The organism is Streptomyces sp. E11-3, from assembly GCF_046540415.1.
In the GTDB taxonomy this organism is placed as follows: domain Bacteria; phylum Actinomycetota; class Actinomycetes; order Streptomycetales; family Streptomycetaceae; genus Streptomyces.
Map to the genome: position 1 here is coordinate 502033 of NZ_JAZGRL010000003.1, position 15767 is coordinate 517799.

Consider the following 15767-nt stretch of genomic DNA (forward strand, 5'->3'; position numbering starts at 1 on the left):
CGCGGTGTGCGCTACTCGCTGACGCGGTGTGCGCTACTCGGCCTTGATCGCCGCCAGCATGTTCAGCTTCGCCGCCCGCCGCGCGGGCCACAGCGCCGCGAGCACACCGACCACCGCGGCCATCGCCAGGAACACGCCCATCCGGCCCCACGGCAGGACCAGCTCGTACGTCGAGAGCGTGCCCGCGATCACCTCACCGACCGCCCAGCCGAAGAACACTCCGAGCCCGATCCCCAGCACCCCGCCGAACAGCGAGATCACCAGGGACTCCATGCGCACCATCCGCTTGATGCCGCCGCGGTCCAGACCGATGGCCCGCAGCATCCCGATCTCCTGGGACCGCTCGAACACCGACATCGCGAGGGTGTTGATCACGCCGAGCACCGCGACGATGACCGCCATCGCCAGCAGGCCGTACAGCATGTTCAGCAGCAGTGTGAAGACCTGGGCGATGGACTCCGAGACGTCCTTCTTGTCCTGGACGAGGACGGCCGGGTTGTCCCCCAGCTCCTTCTTCAGCGTGTCCTTGACCGCGGAGCTCGCGCCGTCCGCCGTCTTGACCAGCACCTGGGTGTCGGTGATCTCGCGCTGGTGCGGGGCAAGGGTGTCCTTGTCGAGCATGATCCCGCTCATCATCTCGTTGCCCACGTAGATGCCCGCGACCCCCAGCGTGCCCTTCTTGCCGTCCTCGTAGGTGACGGTGAACCTCGAACCGGCCTTCCAGCCGTGCTCCTCGGCGGTGCCGTCATCCACGATGATCTTGTCGCCGCCCATGGCGTCGAACGAGCCCTGCTCGAAGTCCAGCTGGGTCAACTTGGGGAGGTTCTCGGCGTCGACACCGAAGAGCGACTCGTTCTTGCCCTTGATGTGCGAGGGCGACTCCCGCAGCGGGCTGGTGGCCGTGACCCCGTCGACGCCCGCCAGCTTCTTCTCCACATCCGTGGACAGCGGCGTGAAGTTCGCCATCGAGACGACGTAGTCCGCCGTGAGCGCGTCCGTGGCCATCTTGTCGATGGACTTCTGCACACTGCCCGCGATCACCGTCATCCCGGTGATCAGGGTCAGACCGATCATCAGCGCGGACGCGGTCGCGGCGGTGCGCCGCGGGTTGCGTACGGAGTTCTGCCGGGCGAGCTTGCCGGAGACCCCGAACAGGCGCAGCACCGGGGCCGCGGCCGCGATGATCGGCCGGGACAGCAGCGGGGTGAGGATGAAGACGCCGATCAGCAGCAGTACGGCGCCGAGGCCCATCAGCTGCTTGCCGTCGCCGCCCATGCTGGTGCCGCCCAGGACCGCGGCGGTGCCGCCGGCCGCGAACACGGCGCCGATGGAGTTCCGTACGACCAGCGACTTGGTGCTCGCCGTGGCGTGCACGCTGCTCATCGCCGCCACCGGCGGGATCTTCGCGGCGCGGCGGCCCGGCAGCCAGGCGGCCAGCATGGTGACCACGACACCGACGAGGAGTGCGGTGATGACCGTGCCGGTCGTGAAGACCAGCGGCCCGTCCGGGACGGTGGCGCCGAGGGTGCCCATCAGGCCGCGCAGCCCGGCGCCGATGCCGACACCGGCGGCCAGACCGGTGACGGCCGCGACCGTACCGACCACGAACGCCTCGAACAGCACGGAGCGGGTCACCTGGCGGCGGCTGGCACCGACGGCGCGCAGCAGCGCCAGCTCCTTGGTGCGCTGGGCGACCAGCATGGTGAAGGTGTTGGCGATGATGAAGATGCCGACGAACAGCGAGATGCCGGCGAAGGCGAGCAGCGTGGTGCGGATGCCGCTCATGCCATCGGAGATCTGCTCGGCCTGGTCGTCGGCGAGCTTCTTGCCGGTGGTGGCCTCGGCCTCGTTCTTCGGCAGGATCTTGTCGATCTCCGTCTTGAGCGCGGCCTGGGTGGTCGCGCCCTTGGCCTGGACCTCGATCTCGCTGAACTCGCCCGGCTTGGCGTAGAGCTGCTGCGCGGTCGCGGTGTCGAAGAGCGCGAGGCTGCCGCCGGCCGCGACGTTGCCGTCGTCGGTGGTGAAGACGCCGGAGAGCTTCTGCTCCAGGACCGGCCCGTCCACCGACATCCGTACGGTGTCGCCGACCTTGTATCCGGCGCGGTCGGCGGTCTTGGCGTCCAGGGCGACCTCGTTCGCGCCCTGCGGGGCCTTGCCGTCCTTCATCGGGTAGCGGGCGTCGTCGCCGCCCTTGCCCGGGTAGTAGTTGGCGCCCCGGCTGTCCCAGCCCTCGCCGACGAGCTTGCCGTCCTTGTCGGCGACCGCCGCGAAGCCGGACACGGTACCGGTCGCGGAAGCGGCCCCGGGGACCTGCTCGGCCTTGTCGAGCAGCTCCTGGGTGAGCTTGGGCGCGGCCCCCGGCCTGCCGGTGGCGTCGTCGTCGTTCTCGGGCTTGATGACCACGTCGACGTGGTCGAAGCCCTTGGCTGAACTGTTCTGGTAGGCCTGGGAGATCGTGTTGGTGAACACCAGGGTGCCGGAGACGAAGGCCACGCCGAGCATCACGGCGATCACGGTCATCAGCAGCCTGGCCTTGTGCGCGAGCACATTGCGCAAGGCGGTACGGAACATGGGAAGTCCTGGGGAGAGTTCGGCGAAGCAGGGCGCCCGGACGCGGGCAGGACGGGGTGGGCCGAGGCGGCGCGGCCGGTCGGCGGTGTGACGGGCGGTCAGGTCGGCCGGTGGGCCGGAACCGACGTCAGCCGGTCAGCGGTCAGCTGGTGCGGCCCTTCGCGTCGAAGCGCTTCATCCGGTCGAGTACACCGTCGGCGGTCGGCTCGTGCAGCTCGTCGACGATGCGGCCGTCGGCGAGGAACACGACGCGGTCCGCGTACGAGGCGGCCACCGGGTCGTGGGTGACCATGACGACGGTCTGGCCCAGCTCCCGTACCGAGTTCCGCAGGAATCCCAGGACTTCGGCGCCGGAGCGGGAGTCCAGGTTTCCGGTCGGCTCGTCGCCGAAGATGATGTCGGGCTTGGAGGCCAGCGCGCGGGCCACGGCGACGCGCTGCTGCTGGCCGCCGGAGAGCTCGCTCGGCCGGTGGCTGAGGCGCCCGGAGAGCCCCACCATCTCGATGACCTGCTCCATCCACTGCTTGTCGGGCTTACGTCCGGCGATGTCCATCGGCAGCGTGATGTTCTCCGCCGCGGTGAGCGTCGGCAGCAGGTTGAACGCCTGGAAGATGAAGCCGATCTTGTCCCGGCGCAACTTGGTGAGCTGCTTGTCCTTCAGCGAACCCAGCTCGGTCTCGCCGATCCGTACGGACCCGCTGCTGAACGAGTCGAGCCCCGCCACACAGTGCATCAGCGTCGACTTGCCGGATCCGGAGGGGCCCATGATCGCCGTCAGCCTGGCCTGCTCGAAGTCGACGGTGACCCGGTCCAGGGCGACCACCTGGGTCTCGCCCTCTCCGTAGACCTTCGACAGGTCCGTGGCACGTGCGGCTACGGCAGTTGCCTGGTGGGCAAGGGGGGTGGTGGTCACGGGAGATGTCTCCTGTCAGGGCGACGGCTGTGCGGACCCTTCCATCGTCGGTCCCGATTTCCGCCGCGGAGTCAGCCGCAGCTCCCGTTCTGCGCTTCCTCCCAAGGTTGACGTGGGCCCGCTGGCCTCATACCTGGGTAGGAGACACACCCTGAGACGCGGCCCGGCCCTCCACCGGGCCTCCCGTAGGGGCCTGTGTCGGCCCTGCGCCGGCCCGGTGCCGTTCCGGTCAGGACGGTGGAATCCCGTCAATCCTGGCGCGCGTCCGTGCGACCGGGGAAGGGCCTCTGGCAAGTGCCGATGCCCGTTTCCGATGACTGATGCACCCTCAGGCGCCAATAAAATAAGACAACATCGGGCTGTCCTGCCGCTGTTCGGGGGATCTGCCCGGATAGGCTCTGATCCCATAACGCGGAGCCTACGGCCTGCCCGGATGGTGGAATGCAGACACGGCGAGCTTAAACCTCGCTGCCCCTCGGGGGCGTACCGGTTCAAGTCCGGTTCCGGGCACATCTCCCTCGGCCGACGCGGCGCGCGCGGCCTCGGCGAGGACCATGGCGACTCCGTCGCCGGGCGACCTGTGGTCGCTAACCCCGTATCCCTCGACCTTCCCCTTATCCCCCCCTCGCGGTCGTGTTCCCGCAAACGGTGTGGGAAAGATCCTCCCAGAGCAGTAGGGTGCAACTTTTGCGAAGCCATTACCCTTGAGCCAAGGCCGCACTGGGTGGCCACGGAGGAGTGAAATGAGGAGCAGCAACCCGGTCTTCTCGCGACGGGGGTTCAGCCGCGACAACGGCCACGCGGGCTTCAACGCCGGGCCGCAGGCCGGGGGCCCCGCTTTCGGAACCCAGGGCAACCCGTACGCCCAGGCGCCCCAGGCGCCGACGAACCCGTACGCGCAGCAGGGCGCCCCGCAGGCACCCCCCGCCGCCGGCCGTATGACCATGGACGACGTCGTCGCCCGTACGGGCCTGACGCTCGGTGTCCTGATCGCCGGTGCGACCGTGGCGTGGGTCACGGACATGGGTCTCGGCCTCGCCATCGGTGCCGCGCTGATCGCGATGGTGCTCGGTTTCGCCCAGGCGTTCAAGCGGAAGCCGTCGCCGCCGATGATCATCGGCTACGCGGCCTTCGAGGGCCTCTTCCTCGGCGCGATCAGCAACTACGTCAACACATACGTGGCCGACGGCGCCGCCATGCAGGCCGTCCTCGGCACCATGGCCGTCTTCGGCACCATGCTGTTCCTCTACAAGACGAGGATCATCCGGGTCACCGCGCGCTTCACGCGCTTCCTGATGATCGCGGCCATCAGCTTCATGGTCCTGACGTCGATCAACCTGCTGTTCATGGTCTTCGGCGGCGGTGACGGCCTCGGCTTCCGCAGCGGCGGCCTGGGCATCATCTTCGGCGTCGTCGGTGTGCTGCTCGGCGCGTTCTTCCTCGCCCTGGACTTCAAGCAGGTCGAGGACGGCATCGCGTACGGCGCTCCCCGCGAGGAGTCCTGGCTGGCGGCCTTCGGCCTCACCATGACCCTGGCGTGGATCTACCTGGAGATGCTGCGACTGATCGCCATCCTGCAGGGCAACGACTAAGGCCAGTAGGCACGTCACCGTCACCTGCGTCCTGCGTCAGAAGGGCCCGCGGAGCGATCCGCGGGCCCTTCGCGCTGTCTGTCTACGAGGGTGGTGTTCGGAGCGTGGCGTCCAGGCGGCACAGGCCTCAGCTCAGCCTGCGCGCGGCCCTCCTCATGTCGTACTCATGGATGATCGCCTTGGCGTGCCCGTAGGCGAGGTCGTACTCGCCACGGAGCCAGCTGACCTTCTCCTCGAAACGGAGGAAGGAAGGGCCTTCGTCTACGGCGCGAAGCCAGTCGGAGACTTCACGGCCTGTGCAGTGGGGGATGCGGGAGAGCAGGTTGCGGTGGGTCTCCTCGGAGAAGACAAGGGACATCGGCGCCTCCGGACGCTGTCGATGCAGAAGGGGATACCGGGCCGGGCCGCCAGGGCCTGGCTCGCGGGTCCTTCACGCCACCGTGCCTGAGTGTCGGGGTGTTGGCAACAGTCCCGGTCCGGCGCATAGGGTCGCGGGGTGCTTGATACAACGCCTCTGACCAGTGCCGTGGACCGCTTCGCCGACCGGCTGCGGGCCGCCCCGCAGAGCCGCCTGCAGCGGGGTGCGGCGGCCGAAGCACTGGCGCTGGCCAGGGAGTTGGCGCTCAGAACCCAGCGGATCGAGGCACCCGACGCCCCGGCGCACGAGATGCCGGACGCGGGGATGTTCGCGGCGGCCGACCAAATCGTGGTCGCGGGGCGGGACCTGGCGCTCGTACTCACTGACGAGGGTGAACTCGCCGAGGCGCTGGAGCTGGTGGCGGACGCACAGAAACGCGCGGGCGTGTAGTACGTCCGCGCGTCGGCTTTGGGTGTCTGTGCGTCGGGGGTGGCTGTGGGGGTGTCGGGTCAGGCGCTCGCGATGACGCGGTCGGCCAGGATGTACACGTTCTCGCCGCCGCAGGCGAACGTCAGCGTGTACGCGCCGGAGATGCCGGAGCCGCCGAGCAGTACCGGCGTCTCGCCGTCCCGCAGCGCCGCGGCGAGGCGCTCCGCGGTCTCCCGGTGGCCCGGCGTCATGCAGAGCGTGGTGCCGTCGCTGAAGACGTACACGTCCAGGGTGCCCAGCGGGCCCGGGCGGACGTCGGAGAGCGCCGTGCGGGCCCGCGCCAGCTCGTCGAGCCGGGTCACCGTCAGCTCGTGGTCACCGGCGGCCGAGTCCCGTACCGGCTGCACCGGTACGAAGTCGGGGTGCGAGGGGTGCCGACGGCGGGCCGCGGCCAGCTCGGCCGACTCACCGGCGAACTCCGCGGACTGGTCGGCCTCCGCGAACTGGTCGGCGGGCTCGACAGCGGATTCCACGGCGGATTCGACGGCCTCGCTGAGCAGCTCGCGCTCCATGCCCGCGAAGTCCGCCTGCCGGGGCAGGAACAGCTCCTCGGCGATGCTCGGCGGCAGCCCGGTGAGCAGCGACGGGGCGTCCGCGGCGTCACGGGCCTCCTGCGCGGCCCAGAACGCCCGCGCCTCGGCCAGCTCGCGCTCCCGCTCCTCGGCCAGTGCCTCGGTCACGGCGGAACGTATGGCGGAGGTGTCGGGGGCATTGGACGTGCCCCGGGCGGCGGGCACCGTGGCGGCGTGGCTCTGCTGAGCGGCGAGCTCGGTGCGCAGCGCCGAGATCTGCTTCCGGAGCCCGTACACGGCGTGTACGGCGGCGGCACCCACGGCCGTGGCAGCGGCGGTGGCGAGCAGCAGGGCAAGAGGCATGGCGCTCACTGACGTACTCCCGGTTTCAAGTCGACCCCCGACTTCCTACCTCAGCTTGTCGGAGGCGTCTCAATAGTGTCAGTGCATTAGGTCACGAAATGGACAGGTCTTTCGACCCGGCGTTTACCCCTGGACTGCGCTGACCTGCGGATATGACCCTACTGGGGGACGAAGGTCACATCCTGGAGGAGATTGGGTCACGGCTGGGGCTCGGGAGGCTCCGAGCGCCCTCTGTGGCTGGAAGGCGCCCCCGGGGAGAGCGGGTCGCGCGCCCCCCGGAGGACCTTCAGGGCCTGATTCCGACTCCGCGCCTAGCTCAGGCGCTCGATGACCATCGCCATGCCCTGGCCGCCGCCCACGCACATGGTCTCCAGACCGAACTGCTTGTCGTGGAACTGCAGGCCGTTGATCAGTGTGCCGGTGATCCGGGCGCCGGTCATGCCGAAGGGGTGGCCGACGGCGATCGCACCGCCGTTGACGTTCAGCTTGTCGAGGTCGATGCCCAGGTCGCGGTACGAGGGGATGACCTGCGCGGCGAAGGCCTCGTTGATCTCGACCAGGTCGATGTCGCCGATGCCGAGCCCGGCCCGCCGCAGCGCCTGCTTCGAGGCCTCGACGGGCCCGTATCCCATGATCTCGGGGGAGAGGCCGGAGACGCCGGTGGAGACGATCCGGGCGAGCGGCGTGAGGCCCAGCTCGCGTGCCTTGGTGTCGCTCATGATGACCAGGGCCGCGGCGCCGTCGTTGAGCGGGCAGCAGTTGGCCGCGGTGACCAGGCCGTCGGGGCGGAAGACGGGCTTCAGGCCCTGCACGCCCTCCAGGGTGACCCCGGCGCGCGGGCCGTCGTCCTGGCTGACGACGGTGCCGTCCGGCAGCGTCACCGGGGTGATCTCGCGCTCCCAGAAGCCCTTGGCGATGGCCTGCTCGGCGAGGTTCTGGGACCGTACGCCGAACTCGTCCATGTCCGCGCGGGTGACGCCCTTGAGGCGGGCCAGGTTCTCGGCCGTCTGCCCCATGGCGATGTACGCGTCCGGGACGAGCCCGTCCTCGCGCGGGTCGTGCCAGGTCGCGCCCTCGCTCTCGGCGACCGCGGCGGTACGGGCCTCGGCGTCGGCGAACAGCGGGTTGTGGGTGTCGGGCATGCCGTCGCTCGACCCCTTGACCGAGCGCGACACCATCTCCACACCGGCCGAGATGAAGACATCGCCCTCACCGGCCTTGATCGCGTGCAGCGCCATGCGGCTGGTCTGCAGCGACGAGGAGCAGTAGCGGGTGATGGTGCAGCCGGGCAGGTGGTCCATCCCCATCTGCACGGCGACGATCCGGCCCAGGTTGTGGCCCTGCTCGCCGCCGGGGAGGCCGCAGCCGAGCATCAGGTCGTCGATGTCCTTCGGGTCCAGCTCGGGGACCTTGGCGAGCGCGGCCTCGATGATGGTGGCGGTCAGGTCGTCCGGGCGCAGATCCTTGAGAGAGCCCTTGAAGGCCCGGCCGATCGGGGAACGGGCGGTGGAGACGATCACGGCTTCGGGCATCACGGGCTCCCTGGGGTGTTCGGTGAGTTCGCTGAGATCGCTGAACAGGCACGACCGTGAGGGAAGTTACCTGTACGTACGGCAAAGGTCACCGCTCCCGCACTGTGAGACGGGCCTCTTTTCTAAGCGTACGCTCAGCCGGGCCTCTCGGGGGGCCGCTCGGGGGCCTCCGGGGCGGAGCTGAACGCGGGGACCGCCGCACCCCCGGGAAACCCCGGGGGGCGGGACGACGGCGGTCCCCGCGTAAGACGCGGACGGCCGGGTCAGTACCGGTCTCCACGTCGTGGCGTCCAGGAGGTCCGGGAGCCGCTCCGGAGGTCCTGCTCGCCGCTCGGTGCCGGACGGTGNACCGCCGCACCCCCGGGAAACCCCGGGGGGCGGGACGACGGCGGTCCCCGCGTAAGACGCGGACGGCCGGGTCAGTACCGGTCTCCACGTCGTGGCGTCCAGGAGGTCCGGGAGCCGCTCCGGAGGTCCTGCTCGCCGCTCGGTGCCGGACGGTGGGGCGGGGAGCCGCTCCCGCCCGCGTCCGACACCCTTTAAGGTGCCGGACGCGTGTTAAGCGGGTGCTGCGTGGACGTGTCCGGCCCGTACCGATTCCACGAACCCCGTTCCTGTAGGGGGTTTGCCCTACTTGGCGCCGCGGGCCAGGAACGCCAGCAGGTCCTGACGGCTGACCACGCCCTTCGGCTTGCCCTCGACCAGCACGATCGCCGCGTCCGCCCCCGAGGTGGCGCCGAGCACCGCCATCAGGTCGGCCACCGGCTCACCCGAGCCGACCTGCGGCAGCGGCGCCGACATGTGCTTCTCCAGCGGGTCGTCCAGCGACGCCCGCTGGGCGAACAGCGCGTCGAGCAGCTCGCGCTCCACGACGGAGCCGACCACCTCGGCCGCCATCACGTCCGGGTGCCCGGCGCCCGGCTTGACGATCGGCATCTGCGAGACGCCGTACTCGCGCAGCACCTCGATGGCCTGCCCGACCGTCTCCTCCGGGTGCATGTGCACCAGGCTCGGCAGGCTGCCCTCCTTGTACGTGAGGACATCGCCCACGCTCTCGGACGGACCGGCCTCCTCCAGGAAGCCGTAGTCCGCCATCCACTCGTCGTTGAAGATCTTGCTGAGGTAGCCGCGGCCGCTGTCCGGCAGCAGCACGACCACCACGTCGTCCTCGCCCAGCTCCTCGGCGACCTTCAGTGCCGCCACGACCGCCATCCCGCAGGAGCCGCCGACCAGCAGCCCCTCCTCCTTGGCCAGCCGCCGCGTCATCTGGAAGGAGTCCTTGTCGGACACGGCGACGATTTCGTCGGTCACGTCACGGTCGTACGCGGTCGGCCAGAAGTCCTCACCGACGCCCTCGACCAGATACGGCCGCCCGGAGCCCCCGGAGTACACCGACCCCTCCGGATCGGCGCCCACGATCCGCACCCGCCCGTCGCTGACCTCCTTGAGATAGCGACCGGTGCCGCTGATCGTGCCACCGGTGCCGACCCCCGCCACAAAGTGCGTGATCTTGCCCTCGGTCTGCTCCCAGAGCTCGGGGCCGGTGGTCTCGTAGTGCGAACGGGGGTTGTTGGGGTTGCTGTACTGGTCGGGCTTCCAGGCGCCGGGGGTCTCGCGCACCAGCCGGTCGGACACGTTGTAGTACGAGTCCGGGTGCTCCGGGTCGACGGCGGTGGGGCAGACCACGACCTCGGCGCCGTACGCCCGCAGTACGTTGATCTTGTCGGTCGAGACCTTGTCCGGGCACACGAAAATGCACTTGTAGCCCTTCTGCTGGGCCACGATGGCGAGTCCCACACCGGTGTTTCCGCTGGTGGGCTCGACAATGGTGCCACCAGGCTGAAGCTCCCCGCTGGCCTCGGCCGCCTCGATCATGCGCAGGGCGATGCGGTCCTTCACGGAACCACCGGGGTTGAAGTACTCGACCTTGGCCAGGACGGTCGCCCTGATGCCCTCGGTGACGGTGTTGAGCCTCAGCAGCGGGGTGTTGCCGACGAGACTGATCATCGAGTCGTGGAATTGCACCGTTGTCTCCGGATTCTCGATAGGAATGCGGTCAGCGTAAGCCGAATTCAAGCGAGGAGGCGCACACTCCAGGCGGACTGTGAGGGCGCAGGCGATTGACCGGGCGGCCGTACGGGGCAAGCAGTTGGTGAACGGCTACGAGGAGGTGGCTTCGGTCCATGTCGAGAGCGAGGGTGGCACGGCGCATCGCTGCGGGCGCGGCGTTCGGCGGCGGCGGGATCGGCCTGCTCGGCGCGGCGGCGGTAGGGCTGCTGCTCGCCGAGGTGCAACTGGCGAAACGCTCGGTCGGCGGCGACTCGTCGCGCCCACCGGGCGCTGACGGGCAGTACGGCAGAGGGGTGGCGGACGTACACGCGCCGCTGCGGCTCGCGCTGCTCGGCGACTCGACGGCGGCGGGCCAGGGCGTACGCAGAGCCGGGCAGACGCCCGGCGCGCTGATCGCCCAGGGGCTCGCGGCGGTCGCCGAGCGCCCGGTGACGCTGCGCAACGTGGCGCTGCCAGGCGCCCAGTCCGACGATCTGGACCGCCAGGTCACGCTCCTGCTGGCGAACTCGACGGCCGTCCCTGACGTCTGCGTCATCATGATCGGCGCGAACGACGTCACCCATCGGATGCCGGCGACCACGTCCGTACGCCACCTCGCCGCCGCCGTGCGCCGACTGCGTACCGCCGGGGCCGAGGTCGTGGTCGGCACCTGCCCCGACCTGGGCTCGGTCGAGCACGTCTACCAGCCGCTGCGCTGGCTGGCCCGGCGCGTGTCACGACAGCTGGCGGCGGCGCAGACGATCGGCGTGGTCGAGCAGGGCGGCCGTACGGTGTCGCTCGGCGACCTCCTGGGCCCCGAGTTCGCCTCGAACCCGCGCGAACTCTTCGGCCCGGACAACTACCACCCGTCCGCCGAGGGATACGCGACCGCGGCGATGGCGGTCCTCCCGACCGTCTGCGCCGCGCTGGCCCTCTGGCCGGAGGAGGAGCGCCCCGACGTCTCCCGCGACGAGGGCTTCCTGCCGGTCGCCCGGGCCGCGGCGGCCGCGGCGGCGGAGGGCGGCACGGAGGTCACGGCCGCGATGCCGACGGGGCCGCGGGGCCCGTGGGCACTGCTCAAGCGCCGTCGGCGGCGGCGTATCGAGACGCCGGAGCAGGAGTCGGTGGCGAGGTAGGCGGCGGTGCGGGGTGCGGCGCCTGTGGCCGGCCTCGCCCCACCCGGCACCCCGCACCCGGCCCCGGGCTAGTCCTCCCAGTCCGACTCGGACTTCTCGCGGCGGCTCCGCCCGAAGCGCGGGAACGCGCGCATCGAGTGCACCGTATTGACCCCCACGATCCCGGCCCAGGTCACGAACAGCCCCGCAAGCCCCGCGTTCGCCACCCCGATCGCGGACAGCGGAATCGCCAGGATCAGCGAGACCATGCCGAACCCGAAGCGCTCGCCCCAGCTGTCCACGGACTGCGGGGAGCGCGCACCTCTGGCGTTCGCCATCTGCGCCTCGGCGAGCTGGCGGCGCACACGGCGGTCGACCGTCGTGTTGAGGCGCTGCTCGACCTTCTCCAGGAACGACTCCAGCAGCGCGGACTCGTACTCCGCACCAAGCTCCCTGCGCGTCTGCAGGGTGGCGTCGAGGTCTTTCTTGAGCTCAGCGTCGCGGGCTTCCATGCGTCCAAGGTACGGAGCCGAAGGCCCCGGAGGCAGTGGGGGTAACCCCCCTCTTGTGGCCGGGCAACCCCCAGGGCGGCAGGGCGATCGGCCTGTCCGAGGGGGATCAGCCACCTGAGCCATCGAGTTCGGCCATGATGCAAGCCATCCCTGCCCCACAGTCCCAGAGTCGCGAACTCACCGGACGCACTCAAGAAGGTAGGCGTGATGTCCGGCTCGCTGAAGCTGAGGTATCCCGGTGTTGATGATCTCGGCGCCATGGCCGCTGCGTTGGTGGCCAAGCGGCCGGATCTGCTGCGGCTGCGGGAGCTTGGAGCCTCGCGGGCCGGGCGTCCCCTCTGGCTGCTGAGCGCGGGGCGAGGGGCGCGGCACGTACTCACCGTCGCGGGCGCGCACGCCAACGAGCCGGTCGGGGGCGCGTCCTGCCTGCGGCTCGCGGAGGCCTTCGCGTCCGGGGAGAGCCCGGCCCTTGAGGAACTGGACTGCACCTGGCACTTCCTGCTCTGCCTGGACCCGGACGGCATGCTGCTCGGCAGCGGATGGCCGGGCGCCGGGTCCGGGGGATCACCGGTCCCGTCCCTGCTCCGCTACCACCAGGGCTTCTACCGCCCGCTCTTCGCACGCCAGCCCGAGTTCCTGCCCGGCGCGGGAGACGCCCGGCCGCTGCTGCCCGAGTCGGAGATCCTGCTCGGACTGCTGGACGAACTGCGCCCGGCCGTCCAGTTCTCGCTGCACGGCATCGAAGTGGGCGGCTCCTTCCTTGAGATGACGCATCAGGTGCCCGGTGTGGCGGACGCGTACCGGGGTGTCGCGGCGGAGCTCGACGTCCCGCTCGAGTACCGGCCGTTCGACGGGGTCGACTGGGGCGTCGACAGCCCTGGCGTGCTGGTCCTGCCTGGTGACGAGGTGACGCAGGAGCGCGACCCTTCCGGGTCCTCGACGAGGGTGACGTGGCTGGAACCCCTTCGGTACGGGACCGTCTCGGCCGTCGTCGAGGCGCCCATGTGGGCCGTCGCGGGCGTCAGCGACTCCCGACCGGCCCTCCTTCGGCCGCAGGATGAGCTCCTGAGAGTGAGCGAACTTCTCATGGAGCGCGTCAAGCAGGTCGCGGAGTTGGCCACACCCGAGCCGGGCGAACAGTCCCCCGCGCAGGCCTTGTTCCACGAGGCCGCGTGGGAACTGCTCGATGTCGCGCCCGGCGTGGTGAGCACCTGGGAGGAGTGCGGGCTGCGAGGCGACGGCACGTCCGGGTTCGGCGCCACGAGGGGCAACTGCGTGTCCCTGGGCATCGCCGCCCGCCGTGTGCCGCTGCGGGCGGCGGCGATGATGCGGCAAGCGGCGGCCGGGAAGCGGGAGACGACGGCACTGGACGACCTGGTGGCCGCCTGGCGCCGTGAGCTGGCGGAGTACTGCACACCGCGCTGGGTCCCCGTCGACGTACAGACGCGGCTGCACACCCGGACGATGCTGGAGATCGCGCGGCTGCTGCTGACGTAGGCGATGTGGATGGATCACCACCGATGAGTTTCTGCGCGACCGGCAGTCATAGATCATGGTTGGTGCGCGGTGGCTGCGAGTGCGGTCGAAGCGTGCGGCGACTGAACCACCAAGAAGCCGGACACACATCACGGAGGAACCTCAGATGCGTACTCTGATCAGCACCGCCTTCATCTCGCTCGACGGCGTCGTCGAGGGCCCCGGTGGCGAGCCCGGTTACCGGAACTCCGGATGGACCTTCAAGGACGTGGAGTTCCTTCCCGAGGCATTCGAGATCAAGGGCCGGGAGCAGCAGGAGGCCAGCGCGATTCTGCTGGGCCGGACCAGCTACGAGGCGTTCAGCCCGGTGTGGCCGGACATGGAGGAGTTCGCCGACTACAAGCCGATGCCGAAGTACGTCGTCTCCACCACCCTCACCGAGGGCGACCTGGTGTCGAACTGGGGCGAGACCACGATCCTGCGCTCGCTCGACGAGGTCGCCGCGCTGAAGGAGACCGAGGGCGGCCCGATCATCGTCCACGGCAGCGCCACCCTGAACCAGAACCTCTCGGACGCCGGCCTGATCGACCGCTACCACCTGCTCGTCTTCCCGCTCCTGCTCGGCGCGGGCAAGCGACTGTTCAGCGCCACGGACAAGGACACCCAGAAGCTGAAGCTGGTCGAGCACGAGGCGTACGCCAACGGCCTGCAGAAGAACGTGTTCGACGTCGTCCGCTGACAGGTCCTGACGCCGGGCGCGGAGGCGCACTCGGCTCAGGCGAGTACCTGCTTGGCGGTCTCGTGGACGCTGTCCGTGAAGTCGGAAACGGTGGAGATCCTCTCCGGGGATTCTTCGCCGCCCCGCGTCATGTCGTCGGCGAACCGGGAGCCGTTCAGGAACTCCGCGCGCCAGCGGTCGGTGGTGTGGTGGAAGTGGGGGTTGTCGTGGGCCTCGGTGTGTGTCCCGGCCGGGCCGACCGCGCCGGTCGCGCCGGTCGCGCTGGCTTCCGGGGTGTGGTCGGCGGCCAGGGCCGTGGAGGCGGTCGCGCCGGTCAGGGCCAGTGACGCCGCCACGCCGGTGAGTGCTGTCTTCGCCATGCTGGTGATCTTCATGGCCGGGCTAACGACGTCGTCGGGGGCGCGTCACGCGACGCCGGGCGGGCGGGGGACCGGGCTGCATATGATTATGCAGAGGTCTTGGCAGCTGAATGGTGACGGGGAACGAGGGACATCCGATGAGTGACAGCCCCGCCGCGCGGCTGCAGCAGCTCTTCGACGGGCACCGGCTCACGCCGACGCAGCGCCGTATCGCGCACTGCATGGTGCGGCGCGCCGCCGATGTGCCGTTTCTGTCGAGCGTCGAGCTCGCGGAGCTCGCCGGGGTCAGCCAGCCGTCCGTCACGCGTTTCGCGGTGGCGCTCGGCTTCGACGGGTATCCGGCGCTGCGCAGGCATCTGCGCGAGGTGGCACCGGCCGAGCCGCGGGCGGCGGACGCCGAGTACAACGAGTACCAGCAGGCGGTCGAGGCGGAGATCGAGAACCTGCGGCACCTGGCCGGGGTGCTGGCCGACCCGCGTCCGGTCGAGCGGGCCGGTCGGCTGCTGGCCGCCTCCCGCCCGCTGCCCGTGCTCGGGCTGCGCGCGGCCGCGTCCCAGGCGTACGGCTTCTCGTACTTCGCGGCCAAGGTCCACCCCGACGTCCGGCTGCTCGACGAGGGCGGCACGATGCTCGCCGAACGCATCGACGCGGCGGCCAGGGCGGGCGCGTCCACCCTGCTCTGCTTCGCCCTGCCGCGCCACCCGCGCGAGGTCCTCGACGCCCTGGAGCACGCCCGCGCCGCCGGCCTGACCGTGGTCACCGTCGCCGACAGCGCCTTCGCTCCGGTGGCCAAGGCCTCCGACCTGCTGCTGCCCGCGGCGGTCGGCACCGGCCTCGCCTTCGACACCGCCTGCGCGCCGATGCTGCTCGGGCGGGTCCTGCTGGAGGCGATGGCCGACGGGCTGCCGGACGCGCAGGCGCGGCTGGAGGAGTTCGACGCGCGGGCGGCGGCCAGCGGCCTGTTCGTGGAGTGAGGCGGCCCGGACCTCAGAGCCTGTATTTGAACCCCCGCCTGCGCCCCGACGCCCGGCACGCACTCTCGCCGCACGGAGCCACAGGACAGGTGGCTCCTTCCCCAAGCTCTCGGCTTCGCTCGAGCAAGGGAGACCCCATTCATGACCTGCGACGCCGCACGCCGAGAGCACGCACCGACCGCCGCTGCGCCCGCGCTCCGCGCGGACGACGGG

14 protein-coding genes and 1 tRNA gene are annotated in these 15767 nt (G+C 70.4%); 7 read left to right on the forward strand and 8 right to left on the reverse strand.

The window, feature by feature from the left end:
• Window positions 1–33 precede the first annotated feature (33 nt).
• Window positions 34–2571, reverse strand: a complete 2538-nt coding sequence (locus U9R90_RS31830; RefSeq protein ID WP_411060462.1) for an ABC transporter permease — start codon at window positions 2569–2571, stop codon at window positions 34–36.
• A 142-nt stretch (window positions 2572–2713) separates the two neighbouring features.
• Window positions 2714–3484: an ABC transporter ATP-binding protein gene (locus U9R90_RS31835; protein WP_411060464.1), complete on the reverse strand. Its 771-nt coding sequence runs from the start codon at window positions 3482–3484 to the stop codon at window positions 2714–2716.
• Window positions 3485–3911: 427 nt separating this feature from the next.
• On the opposite strand from U9R90_RS31835, the gene U9R90_RS31840 reads away from it, so the two are divergent.
• Together U9R90_RS31840 and U9R90_RS31845 are read left to right on the forward strand one after the other, a co-directional pair.
• Window positions 3912–3994: transfer RNA gene (locus tag U9R90_RS31840), tRNA-Leu, on the forward strand.
• A gap of 233 nt (window positions 3995–4227) precedes the next feature.
• Window positions 4228–5076: a Bax inhibitor-1/YccA family protein gene (locus U9R90_RS31845; protein WP_411060466.1), complete on the forward strand. Its 849-nt coding sequence runs from the start codon at window positions 4228–4230 to the stop codon at window positions 5074–5076.
• A 127-nt stretch (window positions 5077–5203) separates the two neighbouring features.
• Here the strand turns inward: U9R90_RS31845 and U9R90_RS31850 are convergent, their stop codons facing one another.
• Window positions 5204–5434 (reverse strand): DUF4287 domain-containing protein, encoded by a 231-nt coding sequence (locus U9R90_RS31850; protein ID WP_411060467.1) that lies wholly within the window; start codon window positions 5432–5434, stop codon window positions 5204–5206.
• Window positions 5435–5572: 138 nt separating this feature from the next.
• Here U9R90_RS31850 and U9R90_RS31855 point away from each other — a divergent pair, with 138 nt between their 5' ends.
• Entirely contained in the window at window positions 5573–5884 is a 312-nt protein-coding gene (locus U9R90_RS31855) for a hypothetical protein (RefSeq protein WP_411060468.1), read from the forward strand.
• A gap of 59 nt (window positions 5885–5943) precedes the next feature.
• Here U9R90_RS31855 and U9R90_RS31860 read toward each other — a convergent pair whose 3' ends face one another.
• The 3 genes from U9R90_RS31860 to U9R90_RS31870 all read right to left on the reverse strand — a co-directional run bounded on the left by U9R90_RS31860 (window position 5944) and on the right by U9R90_RS31870 (window position 10355).
• Window positions 5944–6798, reverse strand: a complete 855-nt coding sequence (locus U9R90_RS31860; RefSeq protein WP_411060990.1) for a hypothetical protein — start codon at window positions 6796–6798, stop codon at window positions 5944–5946.
• Between the two features lie 311 nt (window positions 6799–7109).
• Window positions 7110–8330 (reverse strand): acetyl-CoA C-acetyltransferase, encoded by a 1221-nt coding sequence (locus U9R90_RS31865; protein WP_411060470.1) that lies wholly within the window; start codon window positions 8328–8330, stop codon window positions 7110–7112.
• 630 nt (window positions 8331–8960) lie between these two features.
• Entirely contained in the window at window positions 8961–10355 is a 1395-nt protein-coding gene (locus U9R90_RS31870; RefSeq protein WP_411060471.1) for a cystathionine beta-synthase, read from the reverse strand.
• A gap of 158 nt (window positions 10356–10513) precedes the next feature.
• Between U9R90_RS31870 and U9R90_RS31875 the strand changes: the two genes are divergently transcribed.
• Entirely contained in the window at window positions 10514–11515 is a 1002-nt protein-coding gene (locus tag U9R90_RS31875; RefSeq protein WP_411060473.1) for an SGNH/GDSL hydrolase family protein, read from the forward strand.
• A 68-nt stretch (window positions 11516–11583) separates the two neighbouring features.
• Here the strand turns inward: U9R90_RS31875 and U9R90_RS31880 are convergent, their stop codons facing one another.
• The gene (locus tag U9R90_RS31880) at window positions 11584–12006 is read right to left on the reverse strand and encodes a hypothetical protein (RefSeq protein WP_411060474.1); all 423 of its coding nucleotides are present in this window, start codon (window positions 12004–12006) and stop codon (window positions 11584–11586) included.
• Window positions 12007–12213: 207 nt separating this feature from the next.
• On the opposite strand from U9R90_RS31880, the gene U9R90_RS31885 reads away from it, so the two are divergent.
• Together U9R90_RS31885 and U9R90_RS31890 are read left to right on the forward strand one after the other, a co-directional pair.
• Complete coding sequence (locus U9R90_RS31885; protein WP_411060476.1) at window positions 12214–13503, forward strand: M14 family zinc carboxypeptidase; 1290 nt, start codon at window positions 12214–12216, stop codon at window positions 13501–13503.
• Between the two features lie 145 nt (window positions 13504–13648).
• On the forward strand, window positions 13649–14221 hold the full coding sequence (locus tag U9R90_RS31890) for a dihydrofolate reductase family protein (protein WP_411060478.1): 573 nt from the start codon (window positions 13649–13651) through the stop codon (window positions 14219–14221).
• 35 nt (window positions 14222–14256) lie between these two features.
• Here the strand turns inward: U9R90_RS31890 and U9R90_RS31895 are convergent, their stop codons facing one another.
• Window positions 14257–14580, reverse strand: coding sequence for a hypothetical protein (locus tag U9R90_RS31895; protein ID WP_411060480.1), 324 nt, complete (start codon window positions 14578–14580; stop codon window positions 14257–14259).
• 137 nt (window positions 14581–14717) lie between these two features.
• On the opposite strand from U9R90_RS31895, the gene U9R90_RS31900 reads away from it, so the two are divergent.
• Entirely contained in the window at window positions 14718–15554 is an 837-nt protein-coding gene (locus U9R90_RS31900) for a MurR/RpiR family transcriptional regulator (RefSeq protein ID WP_411060481.1), read from the forward strand.
• The last annotated feature ends 213 nt before the right edge of the window (window positions 15555–15767 follow it).

What these genes read in the sequence shown, in the direction of transcription:
- U9R90_RS31845 (WP_411060466.1), top strand. Translation starts at nt 4,228, where the DNA reads ATGAGGAGCAGCAACCCGGTCTTCTCGCGACGGGGGTTCAGCCGCGAC.
- U9R90_RS31900 (WP_411060481.1), top strand. Translation starts at nt 14,718, where the DNA reads ATGAGTGACAGCCCCGCCGCGCGGCTGCAGCAGCTCTTCGACGGGCAC.
- U9R90_RS31865 (WP_411060470.1), bottom strand. Translation starts at nt 8,330, where the DNA reads ATGCCCGAAGCCGTGATCGTCTCCACCGCCCGTTCCCCGATCGGCCGG.
- U9R90_RS31880 (WP_411060474.1), bottom strand. Translation starts at nt 12,006, where the DNA reads ATGGAAGCCCGCGACGCTGAGCTCAAGAAAGACCTCGACGCCACCCTG.
- U9R90_RS31830 (WP_411060462.1), bottom strand. Translation starts at nt 2,571, where the DNA reads ATGTTCCGTACCGCCTTGCGCAATGTGCTCGCGCACAAGGCCAGGCTG.
- U9R90_RS31860 (WP_411060990.1), bottom strand. Translation starts at nt 6,798, where the DNA reads ATGCCTCTTGCCCTGCTGCTCGCCACCGCCGCTGCCACGGCCGTGGGT.
- U9R90_RS31885 (WP_411060476.1), top strand. Translation starts at nt 12,214, where the DNA reads ATGTCCGGCTCGCTGAAGCTGAGGTATCCCGGTGTTGATGATCTCGGC.
- U9R90_RS31875 (WP_411060473.1), top strand. Translation starts at nt 10,514, where the DNA reads ATGTCGAGAGCGAGGGTGGCACGGCGCATCGCTGCGGGCGCGGCGTTC.
- U9R90_RS31890 (WP_411060478.1), top strand. Translation starts at nt 13,649, where the DNA reads ATGCGTACTCTGATCAGCACCGCCTTCATCTCGCTCGACGGCGTCGTC.
- U9R90_RS31895 (WP_411060480.1), bottom strand. Translation starts at nt 14,580, where the DNA reads ATGGCGAAGACAGCACTCACCGGCGTGGCGGCGTCACTGGCCCTGACC.
- U9R90_RS31850 (WP_411060467.1), bottom strand. Translation starts at nt 5,434, where the DNA reads ATGTCCCTTGTCTTCTCCGAGGAGACCCACCGCAACCTGCTCTCCCGC.